Here is a 16,269-nt window from a genome sequence, read left to right on the forward strand (position 1 = left end):
GCCGGATCGTCACGGTCCGGGCCGTGTCGTCACCCGTCCGGCGTCACGCGCCACGTCGTCGACTTGGCGCGGCCCCACTTCTCGATGTCGACGTCGTCCGACTTCTCGGCCAGACGGGGGAGCCGCGAGCCGACCTGCTTGGCGGTGAGGCCGATCGCGTCGGCGATCGTCTTCGAGCGAACGTACCGCTCACCACGGGTGACGCTGTCCGTGAGGTACGCGAGGATCCGCTGTTCCTCCTCGGTGTACTCGCTCATTACCGGATGTACGCGTCTGACGTCCTTAACGGTTTCTCGTTTTCGTGCGCCGGCCGACCGAACGGACCGGACCGACGGAAAATGAAGGCCGATCGAGACGCGCGTCGACCGGTCAGTCGAACAGCTGAACCGCGCCGACGGCGAGCGTCGCGAAGACGAACGCGCCCGCGAATCCCCACGCTTTCCCGAGCTGACCCGGGTACGCGAACATCACCATGGCGCCGACGACGGCGATGGCGCCGAGTGCGAGCGCGACGCCGACCTCCTTGTCCGATTCGATGGAACCCTCGCTCATACGGACCGCTTCGCGGGGGACCACTTAGTTCATGCGAACCGCGCGACGCGGTCGCGCCCGACGGCCGCAGGCGCGGGTCGGTTTGCGACCGACTTAGATGATCTCGACGTGCTCTGACGCCTCGTTGAGCGCGAGGTTCGCCGCGATCTCGGCGTTCCGCATGGCGTACTCCGCGGTGTGCTGCAGGCTGACGAGCACTTCGCGGGTCATGAGCAGCGTCTCGTTGTCCAAGTCGCTCGGCAGCTCGTCGAGGATCTCCTGTTCGCGGTCCTCCAGGCGCGAGAACAGATCCCGACACTCGACGGTGAGGTCGTAGTCGCGCTCGACGACCGCCCGGACCGCAAGCGCGGTCAGCTCGTCCACCTGGTCGGTGAACTCGCGGATCTGTCGCATCGTCGCGCTGTCGACGTCGAGGGTGTGCCCATCGGCTTCCATCACGATCTCCGCGATGTCCTCCGCGTTGTCGGCGGTGAGTTCGAGGTTCTTCGCGACGGAGCGGTACCCGATGAGCGGGAATCCCTCTTCGAGACCGACCGCGCGGGCGAGGTTCGGGTTCTGGTAGGCGGTGAAGATGAGCCGGAGCAGCAGGACGAATATCTTGTTCGCCTGCCGCTCGCGGTTTAGCGCGCGCTGCGCGAGGTCGGGGTTGCCGTGCGCGAGCGCCTTCACGCCCTCGCCGCGCATCGTCGATCCCGTGTTCTCCAGCCGTTCGAGCAGGTTATCGAGGGTGAAGTCCTCGGGGTCGACGGAACAGCGGATCGAGATGTCCTCCGGCGTCTCCTCGATGACGCCGAGCCCCATCAGTTGCGTCTCGGCTTTGTACACCGCGTTGATGTGTTCGCTGTCGAGCGCCCCCTCGCTCCGGACGTGGATCACGCGCCGTCCCAGCACGTACTGCGCGACGATCGCTCGCTCCAGCGAGCGCGCGTCGAGCGCGTCGGCATTGATCACCGCCTCCGACTCCTCCGTGCTCACCGACTCGGGAAGCACCGTGAGCGTTCCCTTGCCGCCCATCCGCAGCGACACCTCGTCGCCTTTGTTCACGCCGTGTTCCTGTGCCCACTCAGCCGGGAGCGTCATCGCCAGCGTCGACGGCCCTAGCCGTTGGACCTTCCGCGTTTCCATACGCGAACGTATCGTGGGATAGACCTTAACGTTGTTCCCATGTTCATTATACGCTTCATCGAATATGCAAGGATTCAGCGAGTCGAGCGGGGCCGGCGTGCGCCGGCGCGTCGACGACGAAGCGACCGGACGCCCCCGTCTCCGGCGACCGATCCGCGCGCTTATGTCGGTCTGGATAGGAAAACGGGTATGACCGAGCGGGTACTCGTGGTCGACGACTCCTCCTTCCAGCGGACCGTCGTTCGGGACGCGCTGTCAGACCGGTTCGAAGTCGTCGACGAGGCGGAAAACGGCGCAGAGGCGGTCGAACTCTTCGAGGCGTACGAGCCGGACGCCGTGTCGATGGACGTCGTGATGCCGGAGATGACCGGGATCGAGGCGACCGCCGCGATCAAAGACCGGTGGCCGGACGCGGTGATCGTGATGTGTACGAGCGTCGACCAGCAGGAGAAGATGATGGAGGCGGTGAAGGCGGGCGCCGACGGCTACGTGACGAAGCCCGTCGACGAGGCGGAGCTGGTCGGCGAGTTGGAGAGTCACCTCGGCTGAGTCGGCGCCGACTCAGGCCGGGTCGAACGACCGCAGGATCGTCGCGAGCGCGTTCGCCAGCTCCTCGAACCGATCTATCTCCATGGAGTCGGTCGTCAGCCACACGCCGTGGCCGTTGGCGATGACGCGCGTGAGGTAGCCGTTCTCGAACACCCGCACCGTGAAGTGGTAGTCGCCGAGCTGGGTGTCCGCGTACAGCGACTGCGCGCGGAACCCCTGTCGCTCGTTCTCCGCGAATCCGACCAAGTCCGCTGTCCTGCTCAGGTCGCTACGGAGGTACAGCTGGTCGATGTCGGCCTCGGTGAAGTAGGTGAGGCTCCGGAGTTCGTCGCCCGTCGCGGTACGGGCGGCGCTGAGGAGCTCGTCGACGTGGTCGGTCGGTGGCTGCGACATACGACCACGATCAATGCTCACACACATGAGCGTATGGGTGGTCACACGAATGTCGCCGGCCGGTCGCCGCGAACTGGGTCCCCGCGGGTCCCGAGAGGGACAGAGTTTAGCGACTCCCCCGTGATCGCTACGACTGATGAGCGAGTACGACGACGTCTGCGTCCTGCTGCCGACGATGAACGAGGCCGAGACGGTCGCACGCGTCGTCGGAGACTTCCGTGACGCCGGTTTCGAGAACGTCCTCGTAATCGACGGCGGGTCGGCGGACGAGACGCAGTCGATCGCCCGCGAGACGGGTGCGCGCGTCGTCGAGCAGTCGGGACGGGGGAAGGGGCAGGCGGTCAGGGAGGCGGTTCGGGACCACGTGGACGCGCGGTACGTGCTGATGGCCGACGCCGACGCCACCTACGACGCCGACGACGCGTCGGCGATGCTCGACCCGCTTCTCCGGGGCGACGTCGACCACGTCATCGGCGATCGCTTCGCCGACATGCGGCCGGGCGCGATGACGCGCCTGAACCGGATCGGGAACCGCTTGATAAACCTCGCCTTCCGGGCGATCCACCGCGAGGGGTACCGCGACATCCTCTCCGGCTATCGGGCGTTCACGCGCGAGTCGTTCCTTCGTCTCCACCTCACCGCCGACGGGTTCGGCATCGAGACGGAGATGGCCGTCGAGTGCGTGAAAAACCGACTCTCGGTCACCGTGGTGCCTGTCACGTACCGGGAGCGACCCGGCGGCTCGGCGACGAACCTCCACCCGATCCGAGACGGCGGGGTGATCTTCTTAGAGCTGTACCGGAAGGCGAAGACCAACAACCCGCTGTTCTACTTCGGGAGCGCGGGCGCGGCGTCGACCGCGGCGGGGCTGGCAATGGGTGGGTTCGTGCTCTATCGGTACCTCGCGTTCGGTATCAGCCACGAGGTCATCGCGGTCGGCGCCGTGGGGGCGGTCATCCTCGGTATCCAGCTACTCGTGTTCGGCGTGTTGGCCGACATGATCCACTCGCTCCACCGCGAGCAGATCGCGTGGTACGAGCGCGCGCTCGACCGAGAGAGCGGTGGCCGGTCGGCGGTCGGTGACGAGATCGGCCAGGGCCCTCTAACGGCCGAGACGAACGAGAGCCGAGAGACGCGGTCGGACGCAGGCGAGGGAGACAACGGCGGCGAGTCGAGTCGGGTCGCCGGACCGGAGCGGCCGGGCGAGTGAGAGCCGACCAGACTGGCGACTGACCGGGACGACGGCGCTCACTCGATCGCCGACGCGAGCGACGCCGGAGCGATCCGTCGCGGCTCCGGCACGTCGACCCCATCCGGGGCCACCGCCACGTCGCCTCGCGATTCGCCGGGTGCGGCGGCCGCTTCCGACTCGGGAGCCGGCGGTGCGAGGACCGCCGTCCCGCCGACGGAGAGCGGGGCGACGAGCCCGGCCGCGAGCGCGGGCGAGTCGGTGAAGGAGCGCCGGAGGACGACGCGCGTCTCCTCGCCCATCTCGGCCGCCTCGACGGCGGCCGCGGCGAGCGAACACAGGTCGCGGTGGCTGAACGAGCGGTCCGAACCGAGGATCGCGTCGTCGTCGGGACCGACATCGCTGGGCGGCATCCCCGGGTTCTCGCTCCAGAGCTCCTGTTCCCAGTGCGTGGTCTCGGGTCGCTCCGGCGGGCCGCCGAACGCCGCCAGGTTCGTCCCGGGTGCCGGGTCGAAGCCGGACGCGGTCGCGACCGAGGCGAGCACGACCCGATCGCCGGCGTCGATCCCCGCATCCGGATCGAACCGGACCGGCGCGCCGACGGCCGCGGCGCCGAGGAACGCGAGGGTGGTGTGAAAACCGGGCGTCGGGTCGACGGCGACGGTGGCGCCCGCCCGGACGCCGAGGTACCTGAGCACGTTCGCCGCCTTGTATCCGTTCGTGATCAGGTCGTGGTGGGTCCGCTCCCGTCCGTCCGGCGTGACGAGCGCCGTCTCGCGGGTGCGTCGGTCGCGCGCGAGCAGGTCGCCGACGAGGTTCATACGCGGACGTGGGGGCGGGCGCGCCTTAACGCTGCGGCGTCGGCCGACAGAGCCGGATCGCCGACCCGGACGGACGGTCAGGGCGCGCCGGCGATGACTATCATCGAGCCGGCGTCAGGGCGCGCCGGCGATGACCGTCTTCGAGCCGGCGTCAGGGTGCGCCGGCGATGACCATCTTCGAGCCGTCCGCGGAGAAGGTGAGATCGCGGGTCGACCCGGGGTCGACGCGGACCGCGTCGCCGGGCGCGAGGTCGACGGCGTCTCCGTCGACGGTGAGCGTCGCCTCGCCGTGAAGCAGGACGTACACCTCCTCGTGGTCGGCGTCGCCGTGGTCGTGTTCCATCCCCTCCCAGCCGTCGTCGGCCTCGACGACGGTCACGCCGAGCTGCTCACAGTCGAGCGCGTCGCGGAGGAAGTACATGCCGGGGGCGCGCGGTTCGACGTCGTCGTAGGCCGTCGTGTCGTAGCCCATGCGTCGACGGACGGTCCGAAGGCTCGAAAAGCCACGGGCCGCGGCCGTCGAGACGCCGCTCCAGCGGCAGGGGGCGGGAGACCGCTCAGAAGGAGCTCTTCAGTTTCTCGAAGAAGCCGCCGCCGACGTCGATGTCCTCGCCGCCCGCTTCGGCGAACGCCTCCAGCGCCTCGCGCTGCTCGTCGTTGAGCGACTCGGGGACGACGACGGCGACCTGAACGTACAGGTCCCCGCGTCCGCGGCGACGGAGCCGGGGCATTCCCTTCCCCTTGAGCCGGAACGTCTCGCCGCTCTGCGTCCCGGCCGGAACGTCCATCTCGACGGTGCCGTCGACCGTCTCGACCTCGACGGTGTCGCCGAAGACGGCCTGCGGGAACGAGACCGCCTCGTTGACGCGGAGGTCGTCGCCGTCGCGCTCGAACCGCTCGCCGACGTCGACGTCGACCTCGATGAGGAGGTCGCCGTTCGGGCCGCCGTTCTCGCCCGGCGCGCCCTCGCGTTCCATCCGCAGGCTCTGTCCGGAGCGGATCCCCGGAGGAATCTCGACCGAGAGCGTCGCGTCCTCGCGGACGACGCCGTCGCCGCCGCAGTCCTCGCAGTCCTCGCTGTACAGTTCGCCCTCGCCCTCACAGCGGGGACAGGTCGAGGTCTGCTGAACTCTCCCGAGCGGGGTCTGCTGGACCTGTTGGACCTGTCCGCGCCCGTTACACTGCGAACACGTCTCGACGTCGGCGTCGGGCGGGTGACCGGCGCCGTCGCAGGTGTCACACTCGGTCGGTCGCGTGAGCGTGACCTCCTTGGTGGCGCCGTCGAACGCCTCCTCGAGGTCGATCGTCAGTCCCGTCTTGAGGTCGCGGCCCTGCCGCGGCCGGTTGCCCCCGCCGCGGCCGCCACCGCCGCCGCCGCGGCCGCCGCCGAAGAACTGGTTGAATATGTCCTCGAACCCCCCGGCACCGCCGGCGCCGCCGGCGCCGCCGAAGGGGCCGCCCGCGCCGCCCGGACCGCCGCCCCCGGTCGCGCCGCGCTTGTCGGCCTCGGTGAACCGGTCGTGGCCCATCTGGTCGTACTGCTGGCGCTTCTGCTCGTCGGTGAGCACCTCCTTGGCCTTCTGTATCTTCTTGAACCGCTCCTCGGCGTTCTCGTCGTCGCTGACGTCCGGGTGGTGTTCGGCGGCCTTCTTGCGGTACGCCTGTTTGATGTCGTCTTCGCTGGCGTCCCGCGACACGCCCAAGACGTCGTAGAAGTCTTCGCTCATTCGTTGCGTTCGTTGATTGGTGTTGATCTGCCGGTCGATTTAAACGACGGGGTCGAGGCGTCGAGGATCGGGTCGGAGCGGGTTACTCCTCGTCGTCGTCTACGTCTTCGAAGTCGGCGTCGACGTACTCCTCGTCGTCGCCGTCGCCGCCGGGACCGGCGCCGCCGGGGCCGGCAGCACCGCCCGGACCGGCACCGCCGCCCATGCCGCCCATGCCGCCCATGCCGCCGGGACCGGCGCCGCCCGCGCCGCCCGGACCGGCCTGTGCGGCCTGTCCCTCGTACATCTGCTTGCCGATCTCCTGAAGCTCTTCGGTGAGGGCCTCGGTGGCGGACTCGATCTCGTCGGTCTCGGCGTCCTCGTCTTCGAGGACGTCCTCGACGTCCTCGATGGCCGCCTCGATGTCGGCGACGAGCTCGTCGTCGTCGAGCTCCTCCTCGTTCTCTTCTAAGAGGGTCTCGGCGCGCTGTATCGTCGTCTCGGCCTCGTTACGGGCCTCGATCCGCTCGCGGCGGGCCTCATCCTCCTCTTTGTGCTTCTCGGCCTCCTCTTGCATCTGGTCGATCTCCTCGTCGGAGAGGCCGACGCCCCCCTCGATGGTGATCGACTCGGCGTTGCCCGAGCCCTGATCCTCGGCCTCGACGTTGACGATGCCGTTCTCGTCGATGTTGAACGAGACCTCGATCTGCGGGGTTCCCGCGGGCGCCGGCGGGATACCGGAGAGCTGGAAGGCGCCGAGCAGCTCGTTCTCCTCGGCGATCTCGCGTTCGCCCTGGAAGACGCGGACGTTGACCGAGGTCTGGTTGTCCGCGGCCGTGGTGAACACCTTCGACTCCTCGGTGGGGATCGTGGTGTTCTTCTCGATGAGCCGCTCGAAGAGACCGCCCTTCACCTCGATACCGAGCGAGAGGGGGGTCACGTCGAGCAGCACGATGTCGTCGACGTCGCCGGAGAGCACGCCGCCCTGGACCGCCGCGCCGAGCGCGACCGCCTCGTCGGGGTTGACGTTCTTCTTCGGCTCCTGGCCGACGAGCTCCTCGACTTTGTCTTGGACCTGCGGCATCCGGGTCGACCCGCCGACGAGGATGACCTCGTCGATGTCCGACTTGGAGTAGTCGGCGTCGGAGAGCGCCTGTTCGGTCGGCTCGACGGTGCGCTCGATGAGGTCGGAGGTGAGGTTCTCGAACGTCGCACGCGTCACGGACTGTTCGAGGTGGACCGGACCGCTGTCGGTCGCGGTGACGAACGGGAGGTTGACCGTCGTCTCCTTTTTGTTCGACAGCTCGATCTTCGCCTCCTCGGCGGCGTCTTTCAGTCGCTGGAGCGCCTGCCGGTCGTCGCGGAGGTCGATACCGTGGTTGTTCTGGAACTCGTCGGCGAGGTGGTCGATGAGCGCCTCGTCCCAGTCGTCGCCGCCGAGGTCGTTGTCGCCGTTCGTGGCGACGACCTCGTAGACGCCGCCGCCCAGATCGAGGACCGACACGTCGAACGTGCCGCCCCCGAGGTCGTACACGAGGACGGTCTGGTCGGACTCGTCGTCGAGGCCGTACGCCATGGAGGCGGCCGTCGGCTCGTTGACGATGCGCTCGACCTCGAAGCCGGCGATCTCGCCGGCGTCCTTCGTCGCCTGTCGCTGCTTGTCGTTGAAGTACGCGGGGACCGTGATGACCGCCTTCTCGACGTCGTCGCCGAGGTACTCCTCGGCGTCGCGTTTGATCTTCTGGAGGATCATCGCCGAGACCTGCTCGGGCGTGTAGTCCTCGTCGCCGATCTCGACGGTGTAGTCGGCGTCGCCCATGTGCCGCTTGATCGACTGGATCGTGCGGTCTGGGTTCTGGACGGCCTGGTTCTTCGCCGGCTTGCCGACGAGCCGCTCGCCGTCGTCGGCGAACGCGACGACCGAGGGCGTCGTCCGGTCGCCCTCGGCGTTCGCGATGATCTCGGGCTCGTCGCCCTCCATCACCGCGAACGCGGAGTTGGTGGTACCGAGGTCGATACCGAGAATCTTGTTGCTCGCCATCTTGGTCACAGGTAGCGGCTTGTTTCGGTTAAAGGTTACTAGACGCGACGATCCAGCCGGACAGACGAAGTCGCTGCCGTCGTGCGGTTTCTCGATCGTGTGAGTCGCTCACATCGATGTCTTTATACAGATCCGCAAACGCAGCAGCCACGGCTCGTCGGTCAGGGGCCGGTAGGGGGTCGCTCGCGAGTCGATCGCTACGGAAAAACGAGCGTGGGCCGGGATCGTCCGATTCGACGGCTCTCAGTCGGGGGCTTCCGCCTCAGATCCCGGAGACGAGGTCTTCGAGGACGGCTTCCGGGTCGTCGGCCTTCGCGACCCCGGAGGCCAACAGGACGCCGGCGGCACCGAGGTCGCCGGCGGCGGCGACGTCCTCGCCGGTCGAGACGCCGGCGCCGCAGAACACGTCGACGCCGGAGTCGACCGCCTCCGCGGCCGCGACCGCGTCCTCCACGATCCCGGGGTCGGCGGTGGAGACGGAGACGTCGCCGCCGATGAGTTCCGGCGGTTCGACGGCGACCGCGTCGGGACCGAGCGCGGCGGCGGCGCCGATCTGCGCGGGGTTGTTCGCGCAGACGACCGTCTCGAGGTCCGCGCGCTCGGCGGCCGCCACCGAGCCGTCGATGTCGGCGAGTTTCAGCCGCTTCTCGGAGTGGTTGATGAGGGTTCCCTCGGCGCCGTTTTCGGCGGCCGCCTCGGCGAGCGTCGAGCCGGTGTGCGACCCGTGCGCGTTCGGCGAGACGTGTTGGGCCCACGTCTCGACGCCGGTGTCGGCGACGCGAGCGAGGTCGGCGGCCTGCGGCGAGACGGCGATGCGCGCGCCGGACGCCTCGGCGACGTCGCGGGCCGCGGTCGCTACCTCGATCGGGTCACACGGGTACGCCTTGAGGTTCACCAGGATGAACATACCCCTACTCGCGGGCCGCGGGCGCAAATAGCTTCATACTCCGGCGGCTGTCGGCCCCGATGCCCCCGACGTCCAAGGTGGCCGGAGCATAAACGCCCTTATACCGCCGTACTGTGGGTGCGACAAGGAGATGTCCCTCATCGAGCTCATCGCCGGCGTGGAGGCTCGCAAGGCCACGTTGGCCGTGTTCAACGCCGATCCGGAGGTCACGACGGCGCTCCGCGAACACTTCGCCGACCGCAACATCCGGATCGTCGACGAGCGGAGCGAGGCCGGACCGGACGGCTACGCCGTCCTCTCGCGCGACGGGGAGTTCGTCACCGCGGCGGCGGTCACCGACCTCCTGCCGGGCCTCGGGGGCACGGCGGACGCCGACGGCGACGGTGGGGCACCCGGAGACACCGAGTCGACCGGGAACGGCGAGGGAGCGCTCGGTCCCCCGGACGACGCGCGAATCGGCAAGCCGATCCTCGACCACCTCGACGAGACGATGTTCACCTCCTACTCGCGCGGCGACATGGTCGCCGCGTCGCGGGAGATCGAGGACCGCGCGTGGCGGGTCGGCGACGGGGAGCTCCACGCGGGGTTCCAGACGCTCGACGTGCTCAGCGGCGAGTCCGACACCTACGACCTGCTCGGCGAGAAGTCGGACCTCGACGTTCACGCGTACGCGGCCGCAGAGGGCGACGCGCCCGACGTGGAACACTACACCGTCCACACGGGTCGGACCGCCGAGATACGCGAGACCTGGTTCGTCGCCTACGACGGCGGCGGGTACGACGGCGCCAAGTGCGCCCTGCTCGCGGAGGAGCGCGCGCCGGGCGAGTTCTACGGGTTCTGGAGCTACGACCCCGAGACGGTCGACTACATCATCGACTACCTCACCGGTCAGTACGGCGTCCAGTCGACGGACGGCGGCGCGGAGAGCGGTGCGAGCGCGGACGAAAAGCGGTAGTTCGATCGCGGCGGAACGGGCCGAGACGACGGCCGCTCAGTCCTTCCGTTTGACGACGTCGCCGAGCGTCATCGTTCCGGGGTCGTCGGTCTCCCAGTCGGCGTCGTCGGACGACTGCCCCTCGACGAGCGAGATGTCGAGCGCGCCTTCGAGCTTGCGCTGGACGTCGTCGGTCGGGAGGGTGTCGCCGCGTTCGAGCTTGCGGATGAGACTCGCCTTCTCGTTGAGCTGATCCGCCAGCTCCTCTTGGCTCAGTCCGCGGGACTCGCGCGCGTTCCGGATCCGATCGTCGTAGTCGGTGGCGATCTCGTCCATGTCGTCGAACATGTCGCGTGGGCGGGTCGAGCCGCCGGAGCTGCCCGAGCTGCTCGACGAGCCGGACGACGAGGACGACTTCCCGGTGCTGGAGCTGGTGGAGTACTTGCCGCCGCCGGAGCTCGTCGACTCGTCGCGGACCTCGGTCCCGAAGTCCGTACACGAGCTACAGAGCTCCAGTTCGGCGCCTTCGACCTTCGTCGTCGTCAGCGAGGCCTCCTCGGCGCCACACATCTCACACTGGGGCATACGCGACGCTAACGCTCCCGGTGGTATAAAGGGTGTGCCGCGGCGTCGCGTCGACGCCGTTCGCGTTTCGATGCCCCGCCCGTCGCAATCGTGCCGCGGTCGGTACCGACTTGTCGCCGCGGCCGGCAGGGGGTGTATGGACGTCCGCGTCACGCACTCAGACCTCCGAGGGACCGCCCGCGCGCCGCCGTCGAAGAGCTACACCCACCGCGCGCTGCTCGCGGCGGGCTACAGCGACGGCGCGACCGTCGAATCGCCGCTGATCTCGGCCGACACGCGGGCGACCGCCCGAGCCGTGGGCGCGTTCGGGGGGGCGGTCGCGCCCGCGGACGCCGAGGGGGCGGGCGCCGACGCCGGGTCCGACCTCACCGACGCCGACGCGCTCGCAGTCGAGGGGTTCGCCGGGCGGCCCGGCGTCCCCGACGACGTGATCGACTGCGCGAACTCGGGGACGACGATGCGGCTCGTCACCGCCGCGGCCGCGCTCGCGGACGGCGCCACAGTGCTCACCGGCGACGAGTCGCTGCGCTCGCGCCCGCAGGGCCCGCTCCTCGACGCGCTCGGCGACCTCGGCGTGCGCGCGGAGTCGACGCGGGCGAACGGGCGGGCGCCGCTCGTCGTCAGCGGGCCGCTCGCCGGCGGCGAGGTCGCGATCCCGGGCGACGTCTCCTCGCAGTACGTCACCGCCCTGCTCATGGCCGGCGCCGTCACCGACGAGGGGATCGCCGTCGACCTCACGACGCCGCTGAAGTCCGCGCCGTACGTCGACATCACGCTCGAACTGCTCGCGGACTTCGGCGTGGAGGCGACGCCGCTCGACGAGGCCGGTGACGCCCTCGACGGCGCCGCGGGGGCCGCCGGCTTCTCGGTTCCGGGCGGACAGACGTACGCGCCGAGCGACGGGACCTACGCCGTCCCCGGCGACTTCTCCTCTATCTCGTACCTGCTCGGCGCCGGCGCGGTCGCGGCCGAACCGGGCGAGTCGCTCCGGATCGAGGGCGCGCGGCCCAGCGCGCAGGGCGACGCCGCCATCGTCGAGATCGTCGACCGCATGGGTGCCAGCGTCGACTGGGACCGCGAGGCCGGCGAGATCGGGGTCGAACGCGCCGACCTGACCGGCGTCACCGTCGACGTGGGCGACACCCCCGACCTGCTCCCGACGATCGCCGCGCTCGGCGCGGTCGCGGACGGCGACACCCGGATCGAGAACTGCGAACACGTCCGCTACAAGGAGACCGACCGCGTGTCGGCGATGGCGGAGGAGCTGTCGGCCATGGGCGCGGAGACGACCGAAGAGCCGGACGTCCTCACGATCCACGGCGACGAGAGCAGTCTCAAGGGAGCTACCGTCGACGGCCGCGCGGACCACCGGATCGTGATGGCGCTCGCGGTCGCCGCGCTCGCTGCCGAGGGCACCACGACGATCCGCGGCGCCGAGCACGTCGACGTCTCCTTCCCCGGCTTCTTCGACGCGATGGCCGACCTCGGGATGGACGTCGAGCCCGACGGCGCGATCGAATAACCATTTATAAACAAACGGCATTGCGGCGGCGCGTGCCTCCGAGCGCCCGCAGGGCGCGAGGAGCACGCGCGAGGGACGCCGCGAACGCCCGCAGGGCGTGAGCGGCGAGGCTGGGGAGGCGTGAGGCGCGGTTGCTGTGCTGGGCGGGGCGGGACTCAAAGGGGCAGCCGCGAGGGCGCCGTAGGCGACGCAAGCACTGGAACGAGGAAGCGAACGCAGTGAGCGACCGAGTGAAGCGCGCAGCGAGCGTACGGCGCCCTCGCGGCTGGGGCTTTGGAGGAGTTCTCTGCCGATCCGCAACCGACTATTTATAAGTAGATTGCTAGGGCTTCGGGCGTGTTCGCCGTCGGTGCACACGCAGCCATTCATAAGCGATCGACTGAGCATTCGGGTGAGTTCGCCGCGGAAACGACGTTGATAGCTTATCGGGACCGACGAGTACACAAGCCCGCCGGAACGACACGTCGGTATGGACGACATCGACGTCGAGCCGGTCGACCGCGTCGACGAGCCCGAAGGCGATGGTGCCGTCGAACCCGCAGAGACGGACAGTTCCCTCGCCGTCGACGACGACCTCGCCGACCTCCCGGCGGGCGTCGACGCGCCCGACTACGTGCTGTACGGCGGGAAAGGCGGCGTCGGGAAGACGACGATGGCGGCCGCGACGGGGCTCGCCTCGGCGGCCGGCGGCGTCCGGACGCTCGTCGTCTCGACCGACCCCGCGCACTCGCTGTCGGACACCTACGAGACCGACATCCCCGCCGAGCCGGCACAGATACGGGAGGACATGCCCCTCTACGCCGCCGAGATAGACCCGGACGCCGCGGTCGAGGAGGGGATGTTCGGCGCCGACGCCGACCCCCTCGGCGGCCTCGGCGAGATGGGCGACGCGATGGGCGGGATGGGAGGCCCCGAGGGCGAGGACGGGGAGGGACTCGGCGGACTCCTCGGGGGGACGATGCCCGGCGCCGACGAGGCCGCGGCGATGCGACAGCTGCTGGAGTACCTCGACGACCCGCGGTTCGACCGCGTCGTCGTCGACACCGCGCCGACGGGTCACACCCTCCGGCTCCTCCAACTGCCGGAGATCATGGACTCGATGCTCGGCCGCGTGATGAAGCTCCGCCAGCGCTTCTCCGGCATGATGGACGGGATCAAGGGGATGTTCGGCGGGGGCGACGACGACCCCGACCCCTCCGCGGACCTGGAGGAACTGCGCGAGCGCATCGAGCGGCTGCGGGCCGTCCTCCGCGACCCCGCAAAGACGGACTTCCGCGCCGTGATGATCCCGGAGGAGATGAGCGTCGTCGAGTCCGAGCGGCTCGTCGCGCGCCTCGACGAGTTCGAGATTCCGGTGAACACGCTGATCGTCAACCGCGTGATGGAGGGCGTCGGTGACGTGACGGGCGGGGACGGGTCGGGCATCGACCCCGAGTGGGTGGTCGAGCCGAACCCCGACAGCTGCGAGTTCTGCGCGCGACGGTGGGACGTCCAACAGAACGCGCTCCGGCAGGCGACGGACCTGTTCCGCGGCCGCGAGGTGAAGCGCGTGCCGCTGCTCGCGAACGAGGTTCGTGGCGAGGCGGCGCTGCGGGTCGTCGCCGCCTGCCTGAACTGAGCGACCTGTCGTCTCCGGCCCGCGGCCGGGTCGCTACTCGGCCGCGCTCCCGAGCAGTCGGTCCCGGACCGTCTCCGCGATGCCGGTGAGGTGCGCCTGTCCGAACAGTCCGACGAGAATCGCTCCCGCCGTGTTGTACATGAGATCGAGCACCGTGTCGTCGAGGCCGTGCTGCGCGAGCGGCATGTCGATGCCCGTCTCGGTCGCGACGATGTCGAGCCCGAACTCGAACAGCTCCCAGAGCACGCCGAACGCGAGGACGATGACGACGATGAAGACGAACGCGAACCGCGGCGGGATCCGGATCCCGTCGCTGTGGAGGTCGACCGCCCGCATCGTCGTGTACCCGACCGCGGCGACCAGCGAGGCCGACAGCGCGTGCGTCATGTGGTCCCACCACTCGACGCGTTGGTAGAACCCGGCCGACCCGACCGTGTGGAGGAACACCGCCATCGTGATCCACAGGGCGAGCCACGGGTCGAGCGGGAGGTCGTACCGACGTTCCAGCGTCGCCGGGATCAGCGTGACGAGGAAGGCGATGATCCCGTTGCTTATCGCCTTCTGTTCGCCCGCGACGAAGCCGTAGGCGACGATGCCGATCAGGAGGACCTGCATCGCGCCGGTGAGGCGCCGCTGCGATTCGAGGGAGGGGCGCGGAAGCAGCCTCATCGCCGCACCACCCGCCGAATGACGCGGCGGAGCTGCCGGCCTCGGCGCCGGAAGTAGCCGTCGAAGAGGATCCCCGCCGCGAGCCCCGCCAGCGTGACGTACATCCACTCGAGCATCAGCGCGTCGTTCGTCGTGAGGAACTCGGTGCCGACGCGCTGGTCGAGGTTCCACCGGAGCACCGTCCACACCGCCGCCGTCGCCAGCGTCGCTAACACGACGAAGAGGACCGCGAACCAGTGGGTCACCCGCAGCGTGGTGAACATGTGGAGGTCGACGGTGATCACGAGCGCCAGCGCGGCGATGGCGACGTACGTCGCGAACGTCCCCAGTTCGCCGCCGAAGACCGCCCGCACGAGGACCGGCAACAGCGCGAGGGTGACCAACTCCGCCGGGAGCATTGCCCGCCAGTCCCGCGCCGCGACGGTGGGCGCGAGGACGACCGCCCCCAGTCCGACGACGATCGCCGCGGAGAGCAGGTCGTAGTCGAGGGCGCTCTCGACGAGCACCCCAGCGAGAGCCGCGATCATCGCCCACGCGACGAGCGCGTTAAGCCGTCCGTCACGGACCAACCGCGCCAAGCGATCCTCTACGGTCTCCGCCTCGGCGTCGCCCCCGTCGGCGCGACGTCGATCTCCATCCATGTCCGGTACGGACGCCCGGGAGGGTAATAAGGAGTCGCTCCGAGCCCAGGTCGGAGACGGAACCGACCACCGAACGGACGCCCTTTTATTCCGTACAGCCGTTGAATACGTATGAACTGTCGGCGGTGTGGCACCCCGATCGAGAAGCCGGGGGACTTCTGTCTCACCTGTAACACCGCCAACGCCGACGCGGTCGTCGCCGAGTTCGAGACCGACCGCGCGCACCTGACCGTGCTCGACGAGGACGCGGTGGTCGGCGAGACGACGGTGACGACGCGCCCGGAAGAGGGCGAGCGCCTGAGCGAGGTCCAACTCCGAAACTTCGCCGGCCGCGTCGCCGACGAGATCCGTCGGAAACGCCCCGAGACCGTCTACGCCGCCGGCGAGCGCGAGCCCCTCCGCGAGACTCGCGCGCAGCTCCACCACGAGTTCTACCGCGTCCCCGACGCCGGAGCGGGCGGGCGCGACCGACGAGAGCGGAGTCGGGGGAGCGGCGGGAACGGCGAGACCGAGAGCCCGGTCGTCGCGTGGGTCCTCGACCGACGCGGCGACCGGTCGCTGGCGGTGGTCGAGACGCCGCCGCGCGAGAAGATCGGCGGGTCACACTCGACGCTCATCGGCGGCCGCAAGGGGCGAAAGGCCGTCCAGACCGTCGCGGAACACCCGCACGTGAAGAAGATCGTTCCCGGCCCCATCGACGCCGGTGGAACCGGGTCGCGGACCGGGCTCCGGGCGAAGGCGACCCGCGCCGGAACCAACGGCAACGTCCGGCTCCTGCTGCGAGACGGCTCCAGCGTCCAAGAGAACCGTATCGTCACGACGGCGATGGACCGCGAGACCGGCGAGCGCGTCCGCGAGGACCTCAACGAGGCGCTCCGCGACGCGGAGCTCCAAGACGCGTAGCCGACCCCCGGCAACCGATCTCATCTCCTCGCTCCGCCCGACCACCGTGTGCGATTCCGTCCGTCGATGCGCCGATTCCGACCACACGTCCCGGTGTCGGGCGTCACCGAACGC

General features: G+C 69.5%; 18 protein-coding genes. 6 read left to right on the top strand and 12 right to left on the bottom strand.

All coding sequences use genetic code 11. The annotated features are described in order from the left end of the window. Nucleotides 1-29 precede the first annotated feature (29 nt). From ACZ5KW_RS15445 to ACZ5KW_RS15455, 3 genes are all read right to left on the bottom strand, one after another. Nucleotides 30-257, bottom strand: coding sequence for a DUF7123 family protein (locus tag ACZ5KW_RS15445; RefSeq protein ID WP_004598402.1), 228 nt, complete (start codon nucleotides 255-257; stop codon nucleotides 30-32). Nucleotides 258-369: 112 nt separating this feature from the next. After that, complete coding sequence (locus ACZ5KW_RS15450) at nucleotides 370-552, bottom strand: DUF7525 family protein (protein WP_343777366.1); 183 nt, start codon at nucleotides 550-552, stop codon at nucleotides 370-372. Nucleotides 553-645: 93 nt separating this feature from the next. After that, nucleotides 646-1,677 (bottom strand): phosphate uptake regulator PhoU, encoded by a 1,032-nt coding sequence (locus ACZ5KW_RS15455; RefSeq protein ID WP_343777365.1) that lies wholly within the window; start codon nucleotides 1,675-1,677, stop codon nucleotides 646-648. Nucleotides 1,678-1,866: 189 nt separating this feature from the next. Between ACZ5KW_RS15455 and ACZ5KW_RS15460 the strand changes: the two genes are divergently transcribed. Continuing rightward, nucleotides 1,867-2,226, top strand: a complete 360-nt coding sequence (locus tag ACZ5KW_RS15460; protein WP_343777364.1) for a response regulator — start codon at nucleotides 1,867-1,869, stop codon at nucleotides 2,224-2,226. Nucleotides 2,227-2,238: 12 nt separating this feature from the next. Here the strand turns inward: ACZ5KW_RS15460 and ACZ5KW_RS15465 are convergent, their stop codons facing one another. After that, nucleotides 2,239-2,619 carry a DUF7522 family protein gene (locus ACZ5KW_RS15465; protein WP_343777362.1) on the bottom strand — a complete coding sequence of 127 codons (381 nt, stop codon included), beginning with the start codon at nucleotides 2,617-2,619 and terminating at the stop codon, nucleotides 2,239-2,241. A 136-nt stretch (nucleotides 2,620-2,755) separates the two neighbouring features. On the opposite strand from ACZ5KW_RS15465, the gene aglJ reads away from it, so the two are divergent. Further along, nucleotides 2,756-3,829, top strand: coding sequence for an S-layer glycoprotein N-glycosyltransferase AglJ (gene aglJ, locus ACZ5KW_RS15470; protein ID WP_343777360.1), 1,074 nt, complete (start codon nucleotides 2,756-2,758; stop codon nucleotides 3,827-3,829). 38 nt (nucleotides 3,830-3,867) lie between these two features. Here the strand turns inward: aglJ and ACZ5KW_RS15475 are convergent, their stop codons facing one another. The 5 genes from ACZ5KW_RS15475 to tpiA form a co-directional block, all read right to left on the bottom strand. Continuing rightward, nucleotides 3,868-4,629, bottom strand: a complete 762-nt coding sequence (locus ACZ5KW_RS15475; RefSeq protein WP_343777358.1) for a hypothetical protein — start codon at nucleotides 4,627-4,629, stop codon at nucleotides 3,868-3,870. Nucleotides 4,630-4,780: 151 nt separating this feature from the next. Continuing rightward, nucleotides 4,781-5,101: a cupin domain-containing protein gene (locus tag ACZ5KW_RS15480; protein WP_343777357.1), complete on the bottom strand. Its 321-nt coding sequence runs from the start codon at nucleotides 5,099-5,101 to the stop codon at nucleotides 4,781-4,783. Nucleotides 5,102-5,186: 85 nt separating this feature from the next. Continuing rightward, nucleotides 5,187-6,356 carry a molecular chaperone DnaJ gene (gene dnaJ, locus ACZ5KW_RS15485; protein WP_343777356.1) on the bottom strand — a complete coding sequence of 390 codons (1,170 nt, stop codon included), beginning with the start codon at nucleotides 6,354-6,356 and terminating at the stop codon, nucleotides 5,187-5,189. 82 nt (nucleotides 6,357-6,438) lie between these two features. Further along, entirely contained in the window at nucleotides 6,439-8,376 is a 1,938-nt protein-coding gene (gene dnaK / locus ACZ5KW_RS15490) for a molecular chaperone DnaK (RefSeq protein ID WP_343777355.1), read from the bottom strand. Nucleotides 8,377-8,638: 262 nt separating this feature from the next. Further along, the gene (gene tpiA / locus ACZ5KW_RS15495; RefSeq protein WP_343777353.1) at nucleotides 8,639-9,283 is read right to left on the bottom strand and encodes a triose-phosphate isomerase; all 645 of its coding nucleotides are present in this window, start codon (nucleotides 9,281-9,283) and stop codon (nucleotides 8,639-8,641) included. Nucleotides 9,284-9,413: 130 nt separating this feature from the next. Between tpiA and ACZ5KW_RS15500 the strand changes: the two genes are divergently transcribed. Then, nucleotides 9,414-10,238 carry a DICT sensory domain-containing protein gene (locus ACZ5KW_RS15500; protein ID WP_343777351.1) on the top strand — a complete coding sequence of 275 codons (825 nt, stop codon included), beginning with the start codon at nucleotides 9,414-9,416 and terminating at the stop codon, nucleotides 10,236-10,238. Between the two features lie 36 nt (nucleotides 10,239-10,274). Here the strand turns inward: ACZ5KW_RS15500 and ACZ5KW_RS15505 are convergent, their stop codons facing one another. After that, nucleotides 10,275-10,802 carry a multiprotein bridging factor aMBF1 gene (locus ACZ5KW_RS15505; protein WP_343777349.1) on the bottom strand — a complete coding sequence of 176 codons (528 nt, stop codon included), beginning with the start codon at nucleotides 10,800-10,802 and terminating at the stop codon, nucleotides 10,275-10,277. Between the two features lie 136 nt (nucleotides 10,803-10,938). Between ACZ5KW_RS15505 and aroA the strand changes: the two genes are divergently transcribed. Together aroA and ACZ5KW_RS15515 are read left to right on the top strand one after the other, a co-directional pair. After that, on the top strand, nucleotides 10,939-12,324 hold the full coding sequence (gene aroA, locus ACZ5KW_RS15510; RefSeq protein ID WP_343777348.1) for a 3-phosphoshikimate 1-carboxyvinyltransferase: 1,386 nt from the start codon (nucleotides 10,939-10,941) through the stop codon (nucleotides 12,322-12,324). Nucleotides 12,325-12,793: 469 nt separating this feature from the next. Next, nucleotides 12,794-13,942, top strand: a complete 1,149-nt coding sequence (locus ACZ5KW_RS15515; protein ID WP_343777347.1) for an ArsA family ATPase — start codon at nucleotides 12,794-12,796, stop codon at nucleotides 13,940-13,942. 33 nt (nucleotides 13,943-13,975) lie between these two features. Here ACZ5KW_RS15515 and ACZ5KW_RS15520 read toward each other — a convergent pair whose 3' ends face one another. Continuing rightward, complete coding sequence (locus ACZ5KW_RS15520; RefSeq protein ID WP_343777346.1) at nucleotides 13,976-14,611, bottom strand: DUF2238 domain-containing protein; 636 nt, start codon at nucleotides 14,609-14,611, stop codon at nucleotides 13,976-13,978. Then, on the bottom strand, nucleotides 14,608-15,252 hold the full coding sequence (locus ACZ5KW_RS15525; RefSeq protein WP_343777345.1) for a hypothetical protein: 645 nt from the start codon (nucleotides 15,250-15,252) through the stop codon (nucleotides 14,608-14,610). Before ACZ5KW_RS15525 ends, ACZ5KW_RS15520 begins: the two co-directional genes overlap by 4 nt. A 111-nt stretch (nucleotides 15,253-15,363) precedes the next feature. Here ACZ5KW_RS15525 and ACZ5KW_RS15530 point away from each other — a divergent pair, with 111 nt between their 5' ends. Then, the gene (locus ACZ5KW_RS15530; protein ID WP_343777343.1) at nucleotides 15,364-16,155 is read left to right on the top strand and encodes a DUF2103 domain-containing protein; all 792 of its coding nucleotides are present in this window, start codon (nucleotides 15,364-15,366) and stop codon (nucleotides 16,153-16,155) included. Nucleotides 16,156-16,269 lie beyond the last annotated feature (114 nt).

The organism is Halorubrum ejinorense, from assembly GCF_055389685.1.

What these genes read in the sequence shown, in the direction of transcription:
- ACZ5KW_RS15445 (WP_004598402.1), bottom strand. Translation starts at nt 257, where the DNA reads ATGAGCGAGTACACCGAGGAGGAACAGCGGATCCTCGCGTACCTCACG.
- ACZ5KW_RS15450 (WP_343777366.1), bottom strand. Translation starts at nt 552, where the DNA reads ATGAGCGAGGGTTCCATCGAATCGGACAAGGAGGTCGGCGTCGCGCTC.
- ACZ5KW_RS15455 (WP_343777365.1), bottom strand. Translation starts at nt 1,677, where the DNA reads ATGGAAACGCGGAAGGTCCAACGGCTAGGGCCGTCGACGCTGGCGATG.
- ACZ5KW_RS15460 (WP_343777364.1), top strand. Translation starts at nt 1,867, where the DNA reads ATGACCGAGCGGGTACTCGTGGTCGACGACTCCTCCTTCCAGCGGACC.
- ACZ5KW_RS15465 (WP_343777362.1), bottom strand. Translation starts at nt 2,619, where the DNA reads ATGTCGCAGCCACCGACCGACCACGTCGACGAGCTCCTCAGCGCCGCC.
- aglJ (WP_343777360.1), top strand. Translation starts at nt 2,756, where the DNA reads ATGAGCGAGTACGACGACGTCTGCGTCCTGCTGCCGACGATGAACGAG.
- ACZ5KW_RS15475 (WP_343777358.1), bottom strand. Translation starts at nt 4,629, where the DNA reads ATGAACCTCGTCGGCGACCTGCTCGCGCGCGACCGACGCACCCGCGAG.
- ACZ5KW_RS15480 (WP_343777357.1), bottom strand. Translation starts at nt 5,101, where the DNA reads ATGGGCTACGACACGACGGCCTACGACGACGTCGAACCGCGCGCCCCC.
- dnaJ (WP_343777356.1), bottom strand. Translation starts at nt 6,356, where the DNA reads ATGAGCGAAGACTTCTACGACGTCTTGGGCGTGTCGCGGGACGCCAGC.
- dnaK (WP_343777355.1), bottom strand. Translation starts at nt 8,376, where the DNA reads ATGGCGAGCAACAAGATTCTCGGTATCGACCTCGGTACCACCAACTCC.
- tpiA (WP_343777353.1), bottom strand. Translation starts at nt 9,283, where the DNA reads ATGTTCATCCTGGTGAACCTCAAGGCGTACCCGTGTGACCCGATCGAG.
- ACZ5KW_RS15500 (WP_343777351.1), top strand. Translation starts at nt 9,414, where the DNA reads ATGTCCCTCATCGAGCTCATCGCCGGCGTGGAGGCTCGCAAGGCCACG.
- ACZ5KW_RS15505 (WP_343777349.1), bottom strand. Translation starts at nt 10,802, where the DNA reads ATGCCCCAGTGTGAGATGTGTGGCGCCGAGGAGGCCTCGCTGACGACG.
- aroA (WP_343777348.1), top strand. Translation starts at nt 10,939, where the DNA reads ATGGACGTCCGCGTCACGCACTCAGACCTCCGAGGGACCGCCCGCGCG.
- ACZ5KW_RS15515 (WP_343777347.1), top strand. Translation starts at nt 12,794, where the DNA reads ATGGACGACATCGACGTCGAGCCGGTCGACCGCGTCGACGAGCCCGAA.
- ACZ5KW_RS15520 (WP_343777346.1), bottom strand. Translation starts at nt 14,611, where the DNA reads ATGAGGCTGCTTCCGCGCCCCTCCCTCGAATCGCAGCGGCGCCTCACC.
- ACZ5KW_RS15525 (WP_343777345.1), bottom strand. Translation starts at nt 15,252, where the DNA reads ATGGATGGAGATCGACGTCGCGCCGACGGGGGCGACGCCGAGGCGGAG.
- ACZ5KW_RS15530 (WP_343777343.1), top strand. Translation starts at nt 15,364, where the DNA reads ATGAACTGTCGGCGGTGTGGCACCCCGATCGAGAAGCCGGGGGACTTC.